This is a genomic window from Nonomuraea sp. NPDC050643 (assembly GCF_040654715.1).
Taxonomy (GTDB): domain Bacteria; phylum Actinomycetota; class Actinomycetes; order Streptosporangiales; family Streptosporangiaceae; genus Nonomuraea.
In genome coordinates this window covers 49,186-66,859 of sequence record NZ_JBFAIM010000062.1, presented here as the reverse complement: position 1 = coordinate 66,859, position 17,674 = coordinate 49,186, and the positions used below count along the sequence as shown (strand labels likewise).

Here is a 17,674-nt window from a genome sequence, read left to right as displayed (position 1 = left end):
CCACGAGCCGGCCCGCTGCTTTGGTGCTCCAGTGGCCCCCCACTGGAGCGATGCCAGATTAGCGACCTACTGTCCGATTTGTATAGATTTCGGAGCCGAGAAATTCCGGCGGAGGCCGGGCAGGGCGGCTCAGCGCAGGGTGGCGGTGAAGGTGCGGCCGTGGGCGTGGCGGGTCGTGGCCTGGACCAGGGTGCCGCCCGGCACGCGCCGTACCGTGACGCCCTCGTCGGCCGTCTCCACCCTGAGGCGCTCGCCGAGCAGGACGACGGTGACGCGGTCGCGTTTCATCGTGGGATCGGACAACGCGACCACCGTGCGCCCATCAGAGCGCCCGCCAGAGCGCACGATGACCGAGGCGGGGCCGTCGACGAGCAGGCGCCCGGCCTGGCGGGGGCCGTCGGTGAAGACGTTGGCGGCCACGATCCCGAGCGCCTTGTGCCCGATCGCCTGCACGTGCCGGTTGTTGGCCAGGACGGTCAGCGGGCCCCTGGCGTAGCCGCGCAGGCGGGCCTCGGTGGCGTTCGGAACCAGGGCGTAGGCGAGGGCGGGGGCGTCGCCGGCGGCGGGGTGGGCGATCGAGGCGGTGAAGACGTTCTTGGTCACGCTGGTGTCGGGGTTGGCCACGCGGACGACCCGGCGGCTGCGGGTCACCGTCTCCAGCCCGGCCGTGACCGGCTGCCTGGTGAGGAAGGCGTAGCCGACCGCGGTGCCGCGGGTGCCGTTGGCGTAGCGCAGCCAGCGCGGCGGCGCGGTGTCGCCCGCCCGCCAGGCCCCGCCGTTCCAGCCCTCGCCGGTGAGCGCGGTCGCGTCGCCGGGGGCGGCGATGCGGCTGTCCACGGTGGTCACCGCGGTCCGGCCGCCCTGGCCGGCGACGCCCGCGGCCAGCACCACGATCTCGTCGTCGAGCATGAACCAGGACTTGGTCGCGCGGGCGTCCCGGTAGGCGACGAAGTCGTCCGGCAGCAGGCCCGCCTGCTTGGCGGTGTAGGCGGCGTCGTCGGACTGGACCATGCCGGCCGCGCCGTACGCGCCGAGCGTCGCGCCGCCGGAGAAGGCGTTCCCGGCGCGGGGGAAGTACACGTAGGTGTTCTGGGACTCCGAGGAGGAGGTGAAGTTGAGCGGGTGGCCCGGGTTCTCGTACCAGAACCGGCCGTACAGGTCGGGCACCGTGCGCCGCTCCTCCACCGGCGCGGTGACCCCGGCCAGCCGGTACGGCGAGACGGCCGTGTAGTAGTCGACCCCGAAGACCTCGCGCTGGTCCTCCCCCGCGAGGTAGAGGTAGTAGGCCCCGTCACCCTGGAACCAGGGCATGAGGTTCTCGCCGTTCATGTACTCGTACTTGCTGATCCGGTCGGAGCTGCGCGCCAGGGCGAAGGCGTAGCCGGGGCGCCGGTGCACGGTCCTGTCCATGGCGTTGAACGCCACGCAGCGCTCGGACGGGTTCAGGTCGGCCGCCGGGACGGCGGAGTCGGCGCGGACGGCCGCGTAGCGGGCGATGCTGACCGGCGAGACGAACGCGGCCGTGTCGGCGGCCGGCAGGAACCTGAGGTATTTCTTCAGCGCGAGCGCCTCGGCCTCCCCCACGTGCCCGGCCAGGTCGGCGATGGCCTCCACGATCACCCCGACGTCGGCGTAGCCGGTGTTGGTGCGCGAGACCGCCCGCCCCTTGACGATCTCCATCATCCACCCCTCGAAGATCAGCGGGGCGAAGCCGTCGGCGATCCACCGGTAGACCACCGCGGCCAGGTCGGCGGCGACGTCGCCGGTCGCGCCCTCGAGCGTCTTGAGGGTCTGCACGACGCGGGTGAGCAGGGCCCGCCCGTAGGAGCCGGTGTAGGCGACCGAGTGGTGCTGGATGAAGGAGCCGTCGCGGTAGTAGCCGTCGGTGTTGCCGTGCCGCAGGTCGTAGGGGTCGATCGTGGCGAAGACGGTGGCCTGGTCGGAGATGGCCTTGCCGACCCGGGCGTCGTCGCCGGTGAGCGCGCCCTGCAGGATCCGGTTGCCGGTGATGTCGGCCAGGTTCGCCCCGGTGTGGAAGCGCGAGTCGAGGTCGACGTCGCCGTCCTTGCCGTTGCGCAGGTAGGCGTCCATCGAGGCGAGGTAGGCGGCCGTCAGGCCGGGCCGTTCCGCGCGCACCCGGTCGGCCAGCAGGACCAGTGTCCGGCTCACGTGGGTGGGGATGCCGATCTCCCAGTTGTGCCAGTTGCCGTAGTAGCCGGCCGACTGGTCGCCGAAGTGGCGTTCGTGCAGCCACACCAGGCCGTCGAGGACCCGCCGCTGGGCGGTGACGTCGTCGTTGAGCGCGCCGCCCGGGGCGCGGGAGGCGAGCGCGATCTCGTACAGGTACTGGAAGGCCAGCCGCAGGTTGGCGTCGTCGGTGCCGAGCCTCAGCCCGGAGAACAGCTCGCCCTCGCCCGCCTGGTCCATGGCGGTCAGCCGCTGCCGGGCGGTCGTGGCCATCGCCGTGAGCTTGGCGGCGACCTCGGGGCGGGCGTTGACGTCGGGCGTCCCCGCGAAGATCGCCACGGTGTTGGCGATCAGCCGCGCGTGATCGACCCCGGCAGCGGCGGCGCGCGCGGGGTCGGCCCAGGACAGGAGGCCGGCGGCGGGGAGCAGGGAGAGAACCTGGCGACGGGACATGTGCGGCACAACGGGCTCCAGGCCATCCGGGGGGGCATGCCGGGCTCACCATACATGATCTACTTTTGTCCGCCCAGATACCGGCCGCGCTTGCCAACCGGGCGCGGCCCGGGAGACCGTGACGAGGTGCGCGAGATCCCAGGACCGCCTCCGCAGGCCGACGGCGGGCTGAGCGCCGTCACGGCCGCCGGCGGCCTGCACACCTACCAGCTCCGGCTGCACGACGAGTACGGGCCGGTGGTGCGCTTCCAGCTCCCCGGCGCGCGGGCGGCGGTCTCGGTGGCCGACCCGGTGCTGCTGGAGGCCACGGCCAAGGTCAACGAACGACCGGGCAAGCTGTTCGAGTTCCTGGCCCCGCTGTGCGAGGCGGGCAACCTGCAGACCCTGCCGGCCGCCGAGCACGTGCCGCTGCGCCGCGCGCTGCTGTCGGTGCTCGCCGGGCGGCGCTCGCACGAGGCGCACTTCGCCGCGTTCACCGCGCTGACCGGAGAGCTGGCCGACCGGTGGGCGGACCGCGCCGCCGCCGGCCCGGTGGAGCTGCAGCACGACCTGAGCGAGCTGTCGCTGCGGATGATCTGCCAGTACGCCCTCGGCCGCGGCATCGACGACCCCGCCCGGGTGGTGAGCGCCTTCGAGACCGTCCTGACCGGCTACCTGGGCCGCCTGTACGAGCACGGCCTGTACGCGCACGGCGACGACCTGTCGCGGGCCGAGCAGGCGCTGGCCCACCTGCGCGAGGTCGTGGACGGCGTGCTGGCCGCCGGCGGCAGCGACCTGGTCGACGCCCTGGTACGGGCGGACATGAGCCCGGCCCGGGTCAGGGACACCGTACTGATGATCATGCTGGCGGCCCACCACACGACCGGCGTCGCGGTCTCCTGGACCCTCCACCTGCTGGCCCGGCACCCCGAGGCGGCGGCGCGGGCGGTCGCGGAGCTGGACGACGTCCTGGGCGAGCGGGCCGCGCCGGAGTACGCCGACCTCAAGCGCCTGCCGTACCTGGAGATGGCGCTCAAGGAGTCGATGCGGCTCTACCCGCCCGGCCCGTACGGCGCCCGCGAGACCACCGAGGACCTCACCCTCGGCGACTACCGGATCCCGGCCGGCACGACGATCTTCTACCCGTTCTGGGCCGTGCACCTGAACCCGCGCTACTGGCCGGACCCGCACGCCTTCCGCCCCGGCCGCTTCACCGCCGAGGAGCAGGCCGGGCGGCCCCGGTACGCGTTCATCCCCTTCGGCCTGGGCCCGCGGAGCTGCGAGGGGGCGGGCCTGGCCATGGTCGAGGCCGAGCTGGTGCTGGCGGTGCTGCTCAAGCGGTTTCGTTTCGAGCCGGTCGCCGGTCATCCGGTGGTGCCCGTCGAGCGCTTCGTCCTGTGGGCGGCCGACGACATCCGCATGCGCCTGACCGACCGCCGCACCGATCGGCCTCCGGACGGGCGGAGGTCACGGCGTCCAGGGGACCGTGGTCGTGACGGCGGGTGAGCGGCCGCGCTCCGCGGAGACCGCCTCGACCTCAATGGTCGTGCCGCTCTCCGTGCCGGCCTGGTCCAGCCGTCCCACGAAGTAGGCGTCGTTCGGGGTGGCGCCCAGGTGGGTGCGGGTGCCATCGGGGTTGCGGCGGTAGAGGTCGTAGTGGTGCGCGGGCCCGGAGGCCGTCCACGCCAGCCGCAGCGACTTACGGGTGGGTGAGACGTCGGTGACGCCGAGGACGGTGAGCCCGGCCGGGGCGGCGGGGATGTCCACCGCGCCCTCGTACACGGCGAGGCGGCCCAGCCGGATGTCGTAGGCGTCCTGGGCGCCGGTCGTGCGCAGGCCGATCTGCGCGATCGTCTTGCCCGCGTGGGCCGACAGGTCGAAGGTCCTGCGCTCCCAGCCGGCGCCGCCCGTCCTGCCCAGGTCGTAGGTGACGAACGTGCCGGGCGCGGTGGTGAACGACACCGCCAGCCGCAGACGGGTGGGACCGGCCGCGGGGGTCTTGAGGACGGCCGACAGCTTGGTGCCGGCGCTCACGGGCAGGCGCGCCTGGTAGAGGCGGACGGTGTTGACGGCGTCGAGGCGGCCGGTGAGCCGCAGGGACGAGCCGCCCTCGTAGGCGTCGCCGAAGTCGATCGACGGGGTCAGCCGGGTGCCCCCGGACGAGACCAGCCACTGGTACGTCGGCGGCACGTCCTGCAGCGACAGGTTGTTCCAGCCTCCTGTGCGCACCCGGATCCCGTCCACGTTGTAGAACTCCCCGTGCCCCAGGTTGAACCCGGTCACGAACGGCTTCGCGGTGACGGGCGTGGACTCGGCGACGTAGTGGGCCAGGCCCTTCCAGGCCGACGTCGTCGAGGTATCCGACGGGTCGCCGTTGGCCCCGACCCAGAACCGGGAGTCCCTGGCACGGAAGTCGGCGGGGCTCGCTGAGGACTTCCAGGTCCACTCGGGCCGGTAGATGCCGAGCGAGGCGACGTGCGCTCCTCCGGCGGGGAAGAGCGCCTCCCACGGCACGGCGGTGTTGTAGCCGTTCGCCTCGGTGTCGATGCCGGCGTACAGCTCGTGCTCGTCCCGGCCGAGGGACCTGGCCAGGTCGCGGGAGGAGGCCAGCTTGGCCGTGTTCCAGCCGAAGTCCAGGAACATCGAGTCCGAGGCGGTGAAGAAGCCGTCGTTGGCCGGGGTGAGCGCGTCCTGCCAGGAGATGGCGCCGCTCTCGGTCATGGCGTCGTACCACATGAAGTCGATCGGGCTCCTGGCGCGGGCGTAGGCGATCAGCGAGCGCATCTCGCCGGCCAGCGCGGCGTCGCCGCCGGCGGTCTCCTGGTTGATGAACCAGCCGTCGAACCCGTAGTGCCGGGCCACCTCGGCCAGCTTGTCGGCGACGGGGTAGGCCGTGCCGGACCGCTGGACGAAGTCGCGTACCCACTGGATCTGGCCGCCGTACACGGTGGGCGGGAAGAAGACGGTGCCGTAGACCTTGACGCCGTTGCGGTGGGCGGCGTCGATGACCGTGGCGTTGGGCGCCAGGATGAGGCCCTCGCCGGCGGAGCCGCCCCAGAAGACGAGCGTGTCGACGTACTGCCAGTGGCCGAAGGCGTAGTAGCTCGCCTCCGGCGCGCCCTGCGACGGGTTGCCCGAGGTGGGGGCGAACGACACGAGCGAGGCGACGCGGCCCTCGCCCGCGCGGGCGTTGGCGTTGGCCCTCAGCGCCGGGTCCTGAACACGGGGGCGCAGCGGGACGCGCGAGCGGTTGAAGCGGGCGTCGGGGTCGGTGGCCGGGTCCCAGCCGAGGATCGAGCCGGGATACCAGTAGGACGCGTACGGCTGATCGCCGCCGGCGGCCAGGGCGGGCTGGACGGGTACGGTGACGAGCCCCGTCACCAGAGCGATCGCGGATAACACTCGCATCCGAGCTCCTTGTCAACCGGGTACGGCGAGCTGGTCGTCCACGCCCCGCCGCCTGGCCGGCGGCACGGGCACGCGCGTTCTCCGAGAGATGAGCCGATCTCCCGCACCCTAAACCGCTTTAGTCGTCCTGCCAAGAGGCGGGCGGCGCCGTGCTGTGCCGGACGACGAGCCGGGGCGTGGCGGTCTTGAGGTCGCGCCTGGACGACGGGTCGGCGATCACCTCGAGCATGACCCCGGCCACCTGCCCGCCGAGCGCGAACGTGTCCCGCGACAGCGAGGTGATGCTCGGATGCGTGACCCGCGTCAGCACGGAGTCGTCGAAGGCCACGACGGACAGCTCGCCCGGCACCCGCACGCCCATCTCCATCGCCACGCCCAGCCCGGCCAGCGCCATCACGTCGCTGTCGTAGACGATCGCGGTCGGGCGGCGCCCTCGCGACAGCAGCGCCCTGGTCGCCGCCGCGCCCTCGGCGTCGCTGTAGTCGGTCGGCAGCGACACCGCGTCCACCAGGCCGAGCCGCCGGACCGAGTCGCGCAGCGCCCGCATGCGCCGCTGCGTGTGCCGGAACCCCGGCAGCCCCGCGACGTGCGCGATCCGCCGGTGGCCGAGCGCGGCCAGGTAGTCGACGACCGAGAGCATCGCCTCCCGGTCGTCGGCCCACACGCAGGACAGGGAGCCGTGCCCGCCGGGCCCGCCGAGCACGACGGCCGGCACGCCCAGCTCCTCGATCGCCTCGAAGCGCGGGTCGCGGACCTGCGGGTCGACCAGGATGAACCCGTCCACCCGGTGCGCGGAGGCCCACTCGCGGTAGACCTGGATCTCGGCCGCGGCGTCCTCCACGACCAGCAGGTGCATCGCCACCTGCTGCTCCGACAGCCTGGCCTGCAGCCCGGACAGGAGCTGGGCGAAGAACGGCTCCACGCCCAGCGTGCTGGCGGGCCTGGCGATCACCAGCCCGACCGCCTCCGCCCTGGCCCCGCCGAGCGCCCTGGCCGCGCTGTGCGGCCGCCAGTTCATCTCCCTGGCCACCTCGAGGATGCGGGCCCTGGTCGCCTCGCTGACGCCGGGACGCCCGTTGAGCGCGAACGACACCGCGCCCTTGGACACCCCGACCCGCTGCGCGATGTCGGCGATCGTCGGTCGGCCCACGCGTGCTCCCTGTCATGTGTGAGGACCTATTGACACGGGAGTCTAGCCCGGTGAATAGTCCGGCAACTAGAGCGGTTTAGTACCGAAGGAGAGCGCCATGCGAAGGTACTGGGCAGGACTGGCCGTGCTGGTCACGACGATCGCGGGCTGCGGGCTGGGAGGCGCCGAACCGGCGCCGGCGACGAGCGCGGGCGCCACCGGCGGCGCGGTACGGGGCAAGGTCAGCCTCCAGACCTGGGCGCTCAAGCCGAAGTTCACCGACTACGTCCAGGGCGTCATCGACGGCTTCGAGAAGACCTACCCCGGCACCGAGGTGGAGTGGCTGGACCAGCCGGCCGAGGGCTACTCCGACAAGGTGCTCACCCAGGCGGCCGGCGGCACCCTGCCCGACGTCGTCAACCTGCCGCCCGACTTCGCCGTCCCGCTCATCAAGCAGGACCTCCTGCTCGACGTCGCCCAGGCCGACCCGAAACTGGCCGGCGAGTACGTCCCCGGCGGCCTCGACGCCTACAGGTATCCCGGCCGGCCCGGCACGTACGGCTACCCCTGGTACCTCAACACCGACGTCAACTACTGGAACTCCGAGCTGCTCACGAAGTACGGCCTCGACCCGGACAAGCCCCCGGCGACCCTGGACGAGCTCATCGCCCAGGCCAGGACCCTCAAGGAGAAGTCGGGCGGCAAGGTCTACCTGATGAGCCGCCGCCCCGAGCTGGGCGACCTGACCAACGCCGGCGTGCCGATCCTGTCGCCGGACGGCTCCCGCTTCACCTTCAACACCCCGGAGGCGGTCGCGCTGCTCGACCGGTACCGCGACGCGTTCAAGGAGGGCCTGCTCCCCCGCGACGTGCTCACCGACACCTACGCGGGCAACGCCAAGCTGTTCAACGAGGGCACGGTGGCCTGGACGACCGGCGGCGGCAACTACATCACGAGCCTGGCCACCGACAACCCGACGCTCGCGCCCAAGGTCGTGCCGTCGGCCGCGATGGGCACCCCGCCGCTCTACGTCCAGGGCCTGTCGATCTCCAAGGGGACGAAGAACGCCCCCGCCGCGCTCGCCCTGGCCCGCTGGGTGACCAGCGCCGAGAACCAGGCCGCGTTCGCCCATCTGGTCAACATCTTCCCCAGCACCAAGGCCTCGGCGAACGACCCGTTCTTCAGCAAGAGCGACGGCACCAACTCCGGCGACGCGAAGGTGCTCGCGTTCGAGTCGCTGGCCAAGGCCGAGGTGCTGCAGCCGGTCCAGGTCACCGAGGCGATGACCAAGCTCGTCAGGCAGCAGTTCGCGCTGGCGATCAGCGGTGAGGCCACCTCGAAGGAGGCGCTCGACGCCGCCGTGGCCAAGTGCGACGAGCTGCTGAAGAGCTGATGACGCACCACCGCTGGTTCACCCCATGGGTGCTGGTCGCGCCCGCCGCGGTGTGGCTGTTCGCGTTCTCGGTGTGGCCGTCGATCAACACGGTGGTGCTGGCGTTCACCAACGCCAAACCGCTGGGCGGCGGCCACTTCACCGGCCTGGCCAACTTCCGGCGTGTGCTGGACGACGACCAGCTCGCCGACGCGCTGGTCAACAGCGTCGTGTTCATGCTGGTCTGCCTGCCGCTGCTGACGGTGCTGCCGCTGCTGATCGCGATCCTGGTGGAGAGGAAGCTGCCCGGCATCGCGTTCTTCCGCACCGCCTTCTACACCCCGGTCGTCGCCTCTGCCGTGGTGGTGGCCCTGATCTGGGGCTGGCTGCTGGACGACCGGGGCCTGGTCAACGGCTTCGCGCAGTGGCTCGGCGTGATCGCCGAGCCGGTGCCGTTCCTGACCGACCGGTGGCTGCTGCTGTTCAGCGCGATCAGCCTGACCGTCTGGAAGGGCCTCGGCTACTACATGATCATCTACCTGTCGGCGCTCGGGAACGTCCGCCGCGAGCTGCACGAGGCCGCCGCCGTGGACGGCGCCGGCCCGGTGCGCCGCTTCTGGAGCGTCACACTGCCCGGCGTGCGCAACACGATGCTGCTGATCTCGGTGCTGGTGTCGGTCTCGGCCCTGCGCGTGTTCTCGGAGCTGTACGTGCTGTCGAACGGCACCGGCGGCCCCGGCGGCCGGGACATGTCGCTGGTCATGCTCATCCAGCTCTACAGCCGCGGCTTCACCGGCCATCTCGGCTACGCCTCCGCGCTCAGCCTGGTGCTGCTGGTCGTCACGATCGGCCCGATGCTGGCGCTGCTGCGGCTCAACAGGAAGGCGGCCTGACATCAACACCGTCTCCGCCCGCGAGAAGGCCCTGCGCTACGGCCTGCTCCTGCTGGTGCTGCTCCTCACCGTCTCCCCGTTCCTGTGGCAGTTGTCCACCTCGCTCAAGAGCCTGCGGGAGGACATCTACACGGGCACGCCGAGCTTCCTGCCGCAGCAGCCGACGCTGTCGAACTACGCCGAGGTCGCCGAGACCATCCCCGTCTGGTCGTACGCCGCCAACTCGCTGATCGTCGCCGCGATCGTGGTCGCGGGCAATGCGGTGGGCGCCACGATGGCCGGGTTCGCCCTGGCCAGGCTCCGCTTCAGGGGCGCGAAGCTGCTGCTCGGGCTGTTCCTGGCGACACTGGTGCTGCCCGGCGAGGTGACGATCGTCTCGCAGTACGTGACCGTCCGCTCACTCGGTCTGGCGGACACTCTCCTGGGGGTGGCGTTGCCCGGCGCCATCGGGATGCTTAACGTGCTGTTGATGCGTACCGCGTTTCAGGCGATCCCCTCCGAGATGGACGAGGCCGCGATCATCGACGGGGCGACGGCGTGGCAGCGGCTGCGCCATATCGGCCTGCCCAACGTGCGCGGGATGCTCAGCGTCGTGACGATCTTCGCGTTCATCGGCGCCTGGGACGACTTCCTCTGGCCGCTCATCGTCCTGACCGACCCCGACCACTACACCCTCACCGTCGGCCTGCAGTATCTCAACGGCACCTTCAGCGCCAACCCCCGTCTGATCGCGGCCGGGACGATGATCTCCTTCCTGCCGATCGTCGTCGTGTTCGCGGCACTCCAGCGCTTCTTCTTCAGGGGCGTGGAGGAAGGCGCCATCAAAGGCTGACCCCACCACCGTTTCCATTTGAGGAGCCCTGATGCATGACGACCGCGAACTGATCGAAGCCCGGCTGAGGCGTGTCCTGGACGAGCGGATCCGCCCGGCCATCTATCCCGAGTCCGTGCCGCTTGAAGTGTCCGTCTGGAACGCGCCGGACGAGCCCGTACCGGTGGCCGAGGGCCTGGCGGCGACGCCCGAGCCGATCGAGGTGGGCCGGCTGTGGGGCGCCCCGTGGGGCACGAGCTGGTTCACCGTCTCCGGCACCGTGCCGGCGGAATGGGCGGGCCGGACCGTCGAGGCCATCCTCGACCTCGGCTTCGACGAGAACAAGCCGGGTTTCCAGTGCGAGGGCCTGGTCTACCGGCCCGACGGCACGCCGGTGAAGGGGCTCAACCCCCGTAACCAGTGGGTCCGCGTCGGCTCTCCTGTCGAGGGCGGCGAGGAGGTGCGCCTGCACATCGAGGCCGCCTCCAACCCCGTCATCCTCGACTACCACCCCTTCCTGCCGACGAACATGGGCGAGAAGGAGACCGCCGGGACCGACCCCCTCTACCTGCTGACCCGCATGGACTTGGCCGTGTTCGACGAGACCGTGTGGCAGCTCGTGATGGACCTGGAGGTGCTGGGTGAGCTGATGCACGAGCTGCCCGCCGACGGCGCCCGCCGCTGGGAACTGCTGCGGGCGCTCGGCCGGGCGCTGGACGCCGTCGACCTTCAGGACGTGGGCGGCACGGCGGCCGCCGCGCGGGCCGAGCTGGCCGGCGTGCTGTCGACGCCGGCGGTCCCGTCGGCGCACCGGATCAGCGCGGTCGGTCACGCCCACATCGACTCGGCCTGGCTGTGGCCGCTGCGCGAGACCGTGCGCAAGGTGGCCCGCACCACCTCCAACATGACCGCCCTGCTGGAGGACGAGCCGGAGTTCATCTTCGCGATGTCGCAGGCGCAGCAGTGGGCGTGGGTCAAGGAGCACCGGCCCGAGGTGTGGGCGAAGGTCACCAAGGCGGTGGCCACCGGCAGGTTCGTCCCCGCGGGCGGCATGTGGGTGGAGTCCGACACGAACATGCCCGGCTCGGAGGCGATGGCCCGGCAGTTCGTGCACGGCAAGCGGTTCTTCATCGACGAGTTCGGCGTGGACAACGAGGAGGTGTGGCTGCCGGACACGTTCGGATTCGCGGCCGGGCTGCCGCAGATCATCAAGGCGGCCGGGTCGAAGCGGCTGCTCACGCAGAAGATCTCGTGGAGCCAGACCAACACGTTCCCGCACCACACGTTCCTGTGGGAGGGCATCGACGGGACGCGGATCTTCACGCACTTCCCGCCGGTCGACACCTACAACTGCTCGATGCAGGGCCGGGAGCTGGCGCACGCCGCCCGCAACTTCAAGGACAAGGGTGTCGCCCGGCACTCCCTGGCCCCGACGGGCTGGGGCGACGGCGGCGGCGGCACGACGCGGGAGATGGTGGCCAAGGCGGCCCGCGTACGCGACCTGGAGGGCTCGCCCGCCGTCACCTGGGAGACGCCGGCCGAGTTCTTCGCCAAGGCCGAGGCCGAATACCGCAACCCGCCCGTGTGGACCGGCGAGCTCTACCTGGAGCTGCACCGGGCCACGCTCACCAGCCAGGCCAAGACCAAGCAGGGCAACCGGCACAGCGAGGCGCTGCTGCGGGAGGCCGAGCTGTGGGCGGCGACGGCCGCCGTGCGCGCCGGGGCGGCCTACCCGTACGCGGAGCTCGACCGGCTGTGGAAGACGGTGCTGCTGCACCAGTTCCACGACATCCTGCCGGGCTCGTCGATCGCGTGGGTGCACCGGGAGGCGCGCAGGACGTACGAGGTGGTGGCCGGGGAGCTCAACGCGATCATCGACGCGGCGCAGCGCGCACTGGCGGGCGACCCGTCGGGCGGCACGCTGGTCTTCAACGGGGCACCGCACGCCCGCCACGGCGTGCCGGCCGGTGGCGCCACGCGGCCCGCGCTCCCCCGCGCCACGGACGCGCGCGCCCGCGAGGGCGGCGGCTACGTCCTCGAGGACGGCGCGGTGCGGGTCGAGATCGACGGGCGCGGCCTGGTGGTCTCCGCCTACGACCTGACCGCCGGCCGGGAGACGGTCGCGCCGGGCCGGGCGGCGAACCTGCTGCAGATCCACCCCGACTTCCCCAACAAGTGGGACGCCTGGGACGTGGACGAGTTCTACCGCAACACGGTCACCGACCTGACCGAGGCCGACGAGGTGGGCCTGGAGGACGGCACGGTCGTGGTGCGGCGCTCGTTCGGCGCCTCGTCGGTGACCCAGCGGCTCACGCTCAGCGAGGGCCGGCTCGAGATCGGCACGGAGGTCGACTGGCACGAGACGGAGAAGTTCCTCAAGCTCGCCTTCCCCTTCGACGTGCACGCCGACCGGTACGCCTCCGAGAGCCAGTACGGCCACTCCTACCGCGCCACCCACACCAACACGAGCTGGGAGGCCGCCAAGTTCGAGGCGTGCAACCACCGCTTCGTGCACGTGGCGGAGCCCGGCTGGGGCGTCGCCGTGGTCAACGACTCGACCTACGGCCACGACGTCACCCGTACGGTCGAGGACGGCGGCACGGTGACGACGCTGCGCGTCTCGCTGCTGCGCGCCCCGCGCTTCCCCGACCCGGAGACCGACCAGGGCGTGCACGTCTTCCGCCACGCGCTGGTGCCGGGCGCGGAGATCGGCGACGCGGTCCGCGAGGGCTGGTCCATCAACCAGCCGGAGCGCCGCGTGCCCGGCGACGCCGAGGTCGAGCCGCTGGTCGCGGTCGACGACGACGCCGTCGTGGTGACCGCCGTGAAGCTGGCCGACGACGAGAGCGGCGACGTGATCGTCCGCTTCCACGAGTCCAGGGGCGGCCGGGCCCGCGCCACGCTGCGGGCGGGTTTCCCGGTCGCGGAGGTGGTCACGACGGACCTGCTGGAGCGGCCCACGGGCGAACCGCGGCGTCCTGAGGAGGCGCTGTCCCTGGCGCTGAAGCCGTTCGAGCTGGTCACGCTGCGGCTCAAGCGGGCCTGACCGCCCCGCCCGACCGCCCCGGCGGGGCCCTATCCGCTGAGCAGCGCGCCCAGGCGGGGCGCGTACGTGGCATGGAAGACCAGTGAGGCCGCGCCGATCGCGGCGGCGTCGGCCGCGATCGGCGAGGTCTCCACCCGGACCGCGTGCAGCCGCCGGGCCAGCGGCCGCGCCGACACGGCCCGCGCGATCACCTCCCGATAGATCTCGCCCACCTCCCGCAGGGCGGGCCCGCCGAGCACGAGCAGGTCGATGTCCAGCATGTTCACCACGCTCACGGCGGCGTCGGCGAGCCGGTCCGCCACCCGCTCGATCACCCGGCGCGCCTCGGGCTCCCCGGCGGCGGCCGCCGCACAGATGGCGGCGTGCCCGGGGGCGCGCCCGGCGGGGCCGCCGCTGTTCATGGCCGCCTCGATGGCGCTCGGGCAGCACACGGCCTCCACGCACCCCCGGTTGCCGCAGTAGCACTCGGGCCCGTCCGGTTCGACCGTGATGTGCCCGAACTCGGCGGCGTTCAGCGAGCTGCCCCGGTAGACCTGGTTGTCCAGGACGAGCCCGCCGCCGATGCCCGTCCCGAGGTAGAGGTAGGCGAAGCTGGGCGTGGACCGGGCGATGCCGGCCCACCGCTCCCCGATCGCCGCCGCCGTGGCGTCGTTGTCCACGGTCACCGGAAAGCCCGTGTACTCGTGCAGCAGCCCCTTGATCGGCACCCGGTCCCAGCCGGGCAGCCGCGGCGGGGACACCATCACGCCCTCGCCGTCCAGCGGACCCGGGCAGGCCAGCCCGACCCCGAGCACCTTGCCGTCCGGCACCCCGGCCTCCCGGAGGATCCGCCGCGCCGACCTGGCCATCTGGCGGATGACGGCGTCGGGGCGGGCCCGCGGCCGGACCGGCAGGTGCAGCCGGGCGACCGGCCGCCCCGCCAGGTCGGCCAGCACGCAGGACAGCTCCAGGGGGTCGAAGTGCACGCCGACCGCGTAGCCCGCCCGCGCGTCGACCCGCAGGATCGTGCGCGGCTTGCCACCGCTCGACGGCGCGGAGCCGTCCTCGACGACCAGCCCCTCCTCCAGCAGCCTGCGCACGATCACCGACACGGTCTGCGCCGTGAGCCCGGCCACGGCGGCGATCTGCACCCGGCTGATCCCGTCGGACGCCTGGATCGCCTCCAGGACCACCGCGCGGTTGTAGCTCCCCACCTTCGGCAGGTTGGTGCCCTGCTGCATGTGAGCCATGTCACCACAGAGTGTTGACTTAGTAAATCAAAAAGATTTACGTTCTCCGCAACCCAAGGAAACAGGGGGAGTCCGTGATGAGACGTACGCTGGCCGGTTCGCTCCTGCTGCTGACAGCCGTGGCCGGCTGCGGCGGCGGCGCCTCGCAGAGCACCAACGGCGGCAAGGAACTCGAAGTCCTCTACAAGGTCGAGCCCACGTGGCCGCATCTGGAGAAGATGCTCGGCGACGCCAAGAAGCAGTACGAGGCCGCCCACCCCGGAGTCACGATCAAGCTGACCCCGGTCCAGGGCAACAACGAGGCCTACTACACCAAGCTGGCGCTGTTGAATCGCTCTCCGGACTCGGCGCCGGATCTCTACTACCACGACACCTTCCAGGTCAACGCGGACGTCGCGGCGGGTAAGCTGGCCCCGCTCGACGACTACCTGGCCAAGTGGCCCGACTGGAGCAGCCAGTTCCCCGACTCGGTGAAGCAGGCCGCCAAGGGCGGCGACGGCAAGATCTACGGCGTCCCGATCAGCACGGACACGCGCGGCCTGTGGTACCAGAAGGACGTCTTCGCCAAGGCCGGCCTGCCCGTCCCGTGGGAGCCGAAGAGCTGGAACGACGTGCTGACGGCGGCCCGCACGATCAAGCAGAAGCTGCCGGGCGTGATCCCGTTCAGCATGTACTCCACCAAGATCCACGGCGAGGCCGCGACCATGCAGGGCTTCGAGATGCTCCTGTACGGCACCCCCGGCGGCACCCTCTACGACGACGCCCAGAAGAAGTGGGTCGCCGGCGGCAAGACCTTCACCGACGCCCTGACCTTCGTCAACACGATCTACCGCGAGGAGCTCGGCCCGAAGCAGGCCGACGCCCACAACGCCAAGCTCGCCGACAAGGTCACCTACGAGTGGTTCCCCAAGGCCACCCTCGGCATCTCGCTCGACGGCGCCTGGACCGCCGCGGCCTGGAAGCCGACCAGCACCAAGCCGTGGCCGGAGTGGAAGGACAAGATCGGCTGGGCGGCCATGCCGACGCAGAACGGCGAGGAGCCGGGCGCGGTGAGCATGTCGGGCGGCTGGGTCATGGCGATGAGCGCGTACACCAAGCACAAGCAGGAGGCGTTCGACTTCATCACGGTGGCCACGAACAAGCAGAACTCGATGACGTACTCGGTGGGCACGGGCGACCTGGCCCCCCGTAAGGACGTCGCGGCCGACCCGGCTTACAGCGCCGACAATCCGAGCGTCAAGTTCTTCACGGACCTGGCCGCGGTCACCCACTACCGGCCGGCCTACGAGGTCTACCCGAAGGTGTCGGCCCAGGTCCAGGAGGCGATGGAGGCGGTCACCACAGGCGCCCAGACCCCTGAGGAGGCCGCGGCGGCCTATGCCAAGGCCCTGCCGACGGCTGTCGGGGGCGCCGACAAGGTCCTGGCTCGATGACGGTCGCCACGGCGCCGTCCCCGCCCGTGACGAGCTCGCCGCCCGGCGGCTCGTCACGGCGGCGGCGGACCCTGCGCTGGCTGCTCCCCCTCGGCCCCGCGCTGGTCCTGCTGGCGTTGTTCCTGGCGGGCCCGATCCTGTGGAGCGTCTACATCGCCTTCACCAACGAGACGCTCACCGGCTCGGCCTCGGTGAACTCCCGGTTCGTGGGCTTCGACAACTTCACCAGGATGTTCGCCGACCCGAACTTCCTCAACTCGTTCCTGCTCACGTTCATCTTCGTCATCGGCTCCGCCGTCATCGGCCAGAACACCCTGGGCCTGATCATCGCCCTCCTCCAGCGCGGCCGCGGCCGGGTGACGCGCAGCGTGGTCAACGGCGTCGTCATCGCCGCCTGGGTGATGCCCGAGATCGTGGCGGCGGCCTGCTGGTTCTCGTTCCTGGCCGAGGAGGGCACGCTCAACGCCGTGCTCGGCATCTCCCAGGAGTGGCTCTACACGGCCCCGATGGTCGCGGTCATCCTGGCCAACATCTGGCGCGGCACGGCGTTCTCGATGCTGGTGTACTCGGCGGCCCTGTCGGAGGTCCCCGCCGACCTGGTGGAGGCCGCCGCCGTCGACGGGGCGGGCCCGGCCCGCCGCCTGCTGCACATCACCCTGCCGCTGATCCGCCGCTCGATCATGGCCAACCTCATGCTGATCACGCTGCAGACCCTGGCCAGCTTCGGCCTCATCTACGCCCTCACGGCCGGCGGCCCCGGCACGGCCAGCCAGACCACGCCGCTGTACATGTACGAGCAGGCGTTCCGGTACTTCGAGATCGGCTACGGCTCGGCCATCGCCCTGGTCATGCTGGTGATCGGCGCCCTGTTCTCCCTGATCTACCTGCGCCTGATCAAGGTGGAGGACGCATGACGAGAATCGCCGCGAGGAGTGCCGCCTGGCTCTCCCTCCTGCTCATCACGCTGGCCTTCCTGGGGCCGTTCCTGTGGGTGCTCATCGCCTCGGTCCAGCCGGAGGCCACGCTGGCCGCCGCGCCGACGCTCACCTTCTCCCTGGACAACTTCAAGGCCGTCCTGACCTGGGAGACGATCATCCTCCCGCTGATCAACTCGATCGTCATCTCGGGCTCCACGGCGATCCTGACGGTCCTGGTGGCGGGGCTGGCGGCGTACCCGCTCTCACGCTACGGGCTCCGCTTCCGGCGTCCCTTCATGCTGACCCTTCTGTTCACCACGGGCCTGCCGGTGACGGCGATCCTGGTCCCGGTCTACGCGATGTTCTTCCGGTTCAACCTGTACGGCTCGGTGCCGGCGATGGTGCTGTTCCTGACGGCGAGCTCGCTGCCGTTCTCGATCTGGATGATGAAGAACTTCATGGACGGGGTGCCGGTCAGCCTGGAGGAGGCCGCCTGGGTGGACGGCGCCGGCTGGATCCAGTCGCTGAGATCCGTCGTGGGCCCCCTGATGGCGCCCGGGATCGCGGTGGTGGCGATCTTCGTCTTCGTCGGCCAGTGGGGCAACTTCTTCGCCCCCTTCGTCCTCCTGGACGCCCCGGAGAAGCAGCCCGCGGCCGTCACGATCTACACCTTCTTCTCCCAGTACGGCCAGGTCGCCTACGGCCAGCTCGCCGCCTTCTCCATCCTCTACACGGCTCCGGCGGTGGTCCTGTACGTGGCGGTCAACAAGTATCTGGCGGGCTCGTTCAACTTCGCCGGCTCGGTGAAGGGCTGATC

At 71.4% G+C, this 17,674-nt stretch carries 12 protein-coding genes; 8 read left to right on the top strand and 4 right to left on the bottom strand.

What is annotated here, in order from left to right:
- Positions 1-129 precede the first annotated feature (129 nt).
- The gene (locus tag AB0I15_RS50900; RefSeq protein WP_358113764.1) at positions 130-2,640 is read right to left on the bottom strand and encodes a polysaccharide lyase family 8 super-sandwich domain-containing protein; all 2,511 of its coding nucleotides are present in this window, start codon (positions 2,638-2,640) and stop codon (positions 130-132) included.
- Between the two features lie 126 nt (positions 2,641-2,766).
- On the opposite strand from AB0I15_RS50900, the gene AB0I15_RS50895 reads away from it, so the two are divergent.
- Complete coding sequence (locus AB0I15_RS50895; protein ID WP_358113762.1) at positions 2,767-4,125, top strand: cytochrome P450; 1,359 nt, start codon at positions 2,767-2,769, stop codon at positions 4,123-4,125.
- Here the strand turns inward: AB0I15_RS50895 and AB0I15_RS50890 are convergent.
- A complete protein-coding gene (locus tag AB0I15_RS50890; RefSeq protein WP_358113760.1) occupies positions 4,087-6,027 on the bottom strand; it encodes a glycoside hydrolase in 1,941 nt (646 codons plus the stop codon). The two genes, AB0I15_RS50895 and AB0I15_RS50890, sit on opposite strands and share 39 nt — an antisense overlap.
- Positions 6,028-6,145: 118 nt before the next feature.
- Positions 6,146-7,177, bottom strand: a complete 1,032-nt coding sequence (locus tag AB0I15_RS50885; RefSeq protein WP_358113758.1) for a LacI family DNA-binding transcriptional regulator — start codon at positions 7,175-7,177, stop codon at positions 6,146-6,148.
- A 97-nt stretch (positions 7,178-7,274) separates the two neighbouring features.
- Here AB0I15_RS50885 and AB0I15_RS50880 point away from each other — a divergent pair, with 97 nt between their 5' ends.
- The 4 genes from AB0I15_RS50880 to AB0I15_RS50865 are packed head-to-tail and all read left to right on the top strand — an operon-like array spanning position 7,275 to position 13,278.
- Positions 7,275-8,549, top strand: a complete 1,275-nt coding sequence (locus tag AB0I15_RS50880) for a sugar ABC transporter substrate-binding protein (RefSeq protein ID WP_358113756.1) — start codon at positions 7,275-7,277, stop codon at positions 8,547-8,549.
- The gene (locus tag AB0I15_RS50875) at positions 8,549-9,421 is read left to right on the top strand and encodes a sugar ABC transporter permease (RefSeq protein WP_358113754.1); all 873 of its coding nucleotides are present in this window, start codon (positions 8,549-8,551) and stop codon (positions 9,419-9,421) included. The genes AB0I15_RS50880 and AB0I15_RS50875 overlap by 1 nt, the downstream gene beginning before the upstream one ends.
- A gap of 55 nt (positions 9,422-9,476) precedes the next feature.
- Positions 9,477-10,253, top strand: a complete 777-nt coding sequence (locus AB0I15_RS50870; RefSeq protein WP_358113752.1) for a carbohydrate ABC transporter permease — start codon at positions 9,477-9,479, stop codon at positions 10,251-10,253.
- A 31-nt stretch (positions 10,254-10,284) separates the two neighbouring features.
- Positions 10,285-13,278: a glycoside hydrolase family 38 C-terminal domain-containing protein gene (locus tag AB0I15_RS50865; protein WP_358113750.1), complete on the top strand. Its 2,994-nt coding sequence runs from the start codon at positions 10,285-10,287 to the stop codon at positions 13,276-13,278.
- Between the two features lie 29 nt (positions 13,279-13,307).
- Here the strand turns inward: AB0I15_RS50865 and AB0I15_RS50860 are convergent, their stop codons facing one another.
- A complete protein-coding gene (locus tag AB0I15_RS50860) occupies positions 13,308-14,507 on the bottom strand; it encodes an ROK family transcriptional regulator (RefSeq protein ID WP_358113748.1) in 1,200 nt (399 codons plus the stop codon).
- Between the two features lie 77 nt (positions 14,508-14,584).
- Between AB0I15_RS50860 and AB0I15_RS50855 the strand changes: the two genes are divergently transcribed.
- The 3 genes from AB0I15_RS50855 to AB0I15_RS50845 are packed head-to-tail and all read left to right on the top strand — an operon-like array spanning position 14,585 to position 17,672.
- Positions 14,585-15,940: an extracellular solute-binding protein gene (locus tag AB0I15_RS50855; RefSeq protein ID WP_358113746.1), complete on the top strand. Its 1,356-nt coding sequence runs from the start codon at positions 14,585-14,587 to the stop codon at positions 15,938-15,940.
- Entirely contained in the window at positions 15,937-16,854 is a 918-nt protein-coding gene (locus AB0I15_RS50850; RefSeq protein WP_358113744.1) for a sugar ABC transporter permease, read from the top strand. Before AB0I15_RS50855 ends, AB0I15_RS50850 begins: the two co-directional genes overlap by 4 nt.
- Complete coding sequence (locus AB0I15_RS50845) at positions 16,851-17,672, top strand: carbohydrate ABC transporter permease (protein WP_358113742.1); 822 nt, start codon at positions 16,851-16,853, stop codon at positions 17,670-17,672. Before AB0I15_RS50850 ends, AB0I15_RS50845 begins: the two co-directional genes overlap by 4 nt.
- The last annotated feature ends 2 nt before the right edge of the window (positions 17,673-17,674 follow it).

Coding starts and splice junctions, on each gene's coding strand:
- AB0I15_RS50875 (WP_358113754.1), top strand. CDS start 8,549: ATGACGCACCACCGCTGGTTCACCCCATGGGTGCTGGTCGCGCCCGCC.
- AB0I15_RS50865 (WP_358113750.1), top strand. CDS start 10,285: ATGCATGACGACCGCGAACTGATCGAAGCCCGGCTGAGGCGTGTCCTG.
- AB0I15_RS50860 (WP_358113748.1), bottom strand. CDS start 14,507: ATGGCTCACATGCAGCAGGGCACCAACCTGCCGAAGGTGGGGAGCTAC.
- AB0I15_RS50890 (WP_358113760.1), bottom strand. CDS start 6,027: ATGCGAGTGTTATCCGCGATCGCTCTGGTGACGGGGCTCGTCACCGTA.
- AB0I15_RS50845 (WP_358113742.1), top strand. CDS start 16,851: ATGACGAGAATCGCCGCGAGGAGTGCCGCCTGGCTCTCCCTCCTGCTC.
- AB0I15_RS50880 (WP_358113756.1), top strand. CDS start 7,275: ATGCGAAGGTACTGGGCAGGACTGGCCGTGCTGGTCACGACGATCGCG.
- AB0I15_RS50850 (WP_358113744.1), top strand. CDS start 15,937: ATGACGGTCGCCACGGCGCCGTCCCCGCCCGTGACGAGCTCGCCGCCC.
- AB0I15_RS50900 (WP_358113764.1), bottom strand. CDS start 2,640: ATGTCCCGTCGCCAGGTTCTCTCCCTGCTCCCCGCCGCCGGCCTCCTG.
- AB0I15_RS50855 (WP_358113746.1), top strand. CDS start 14,585: ATGAGACGTACGCTGGCCGGTTCGCTCCTGCTGCTGACAGCCGTGGCC.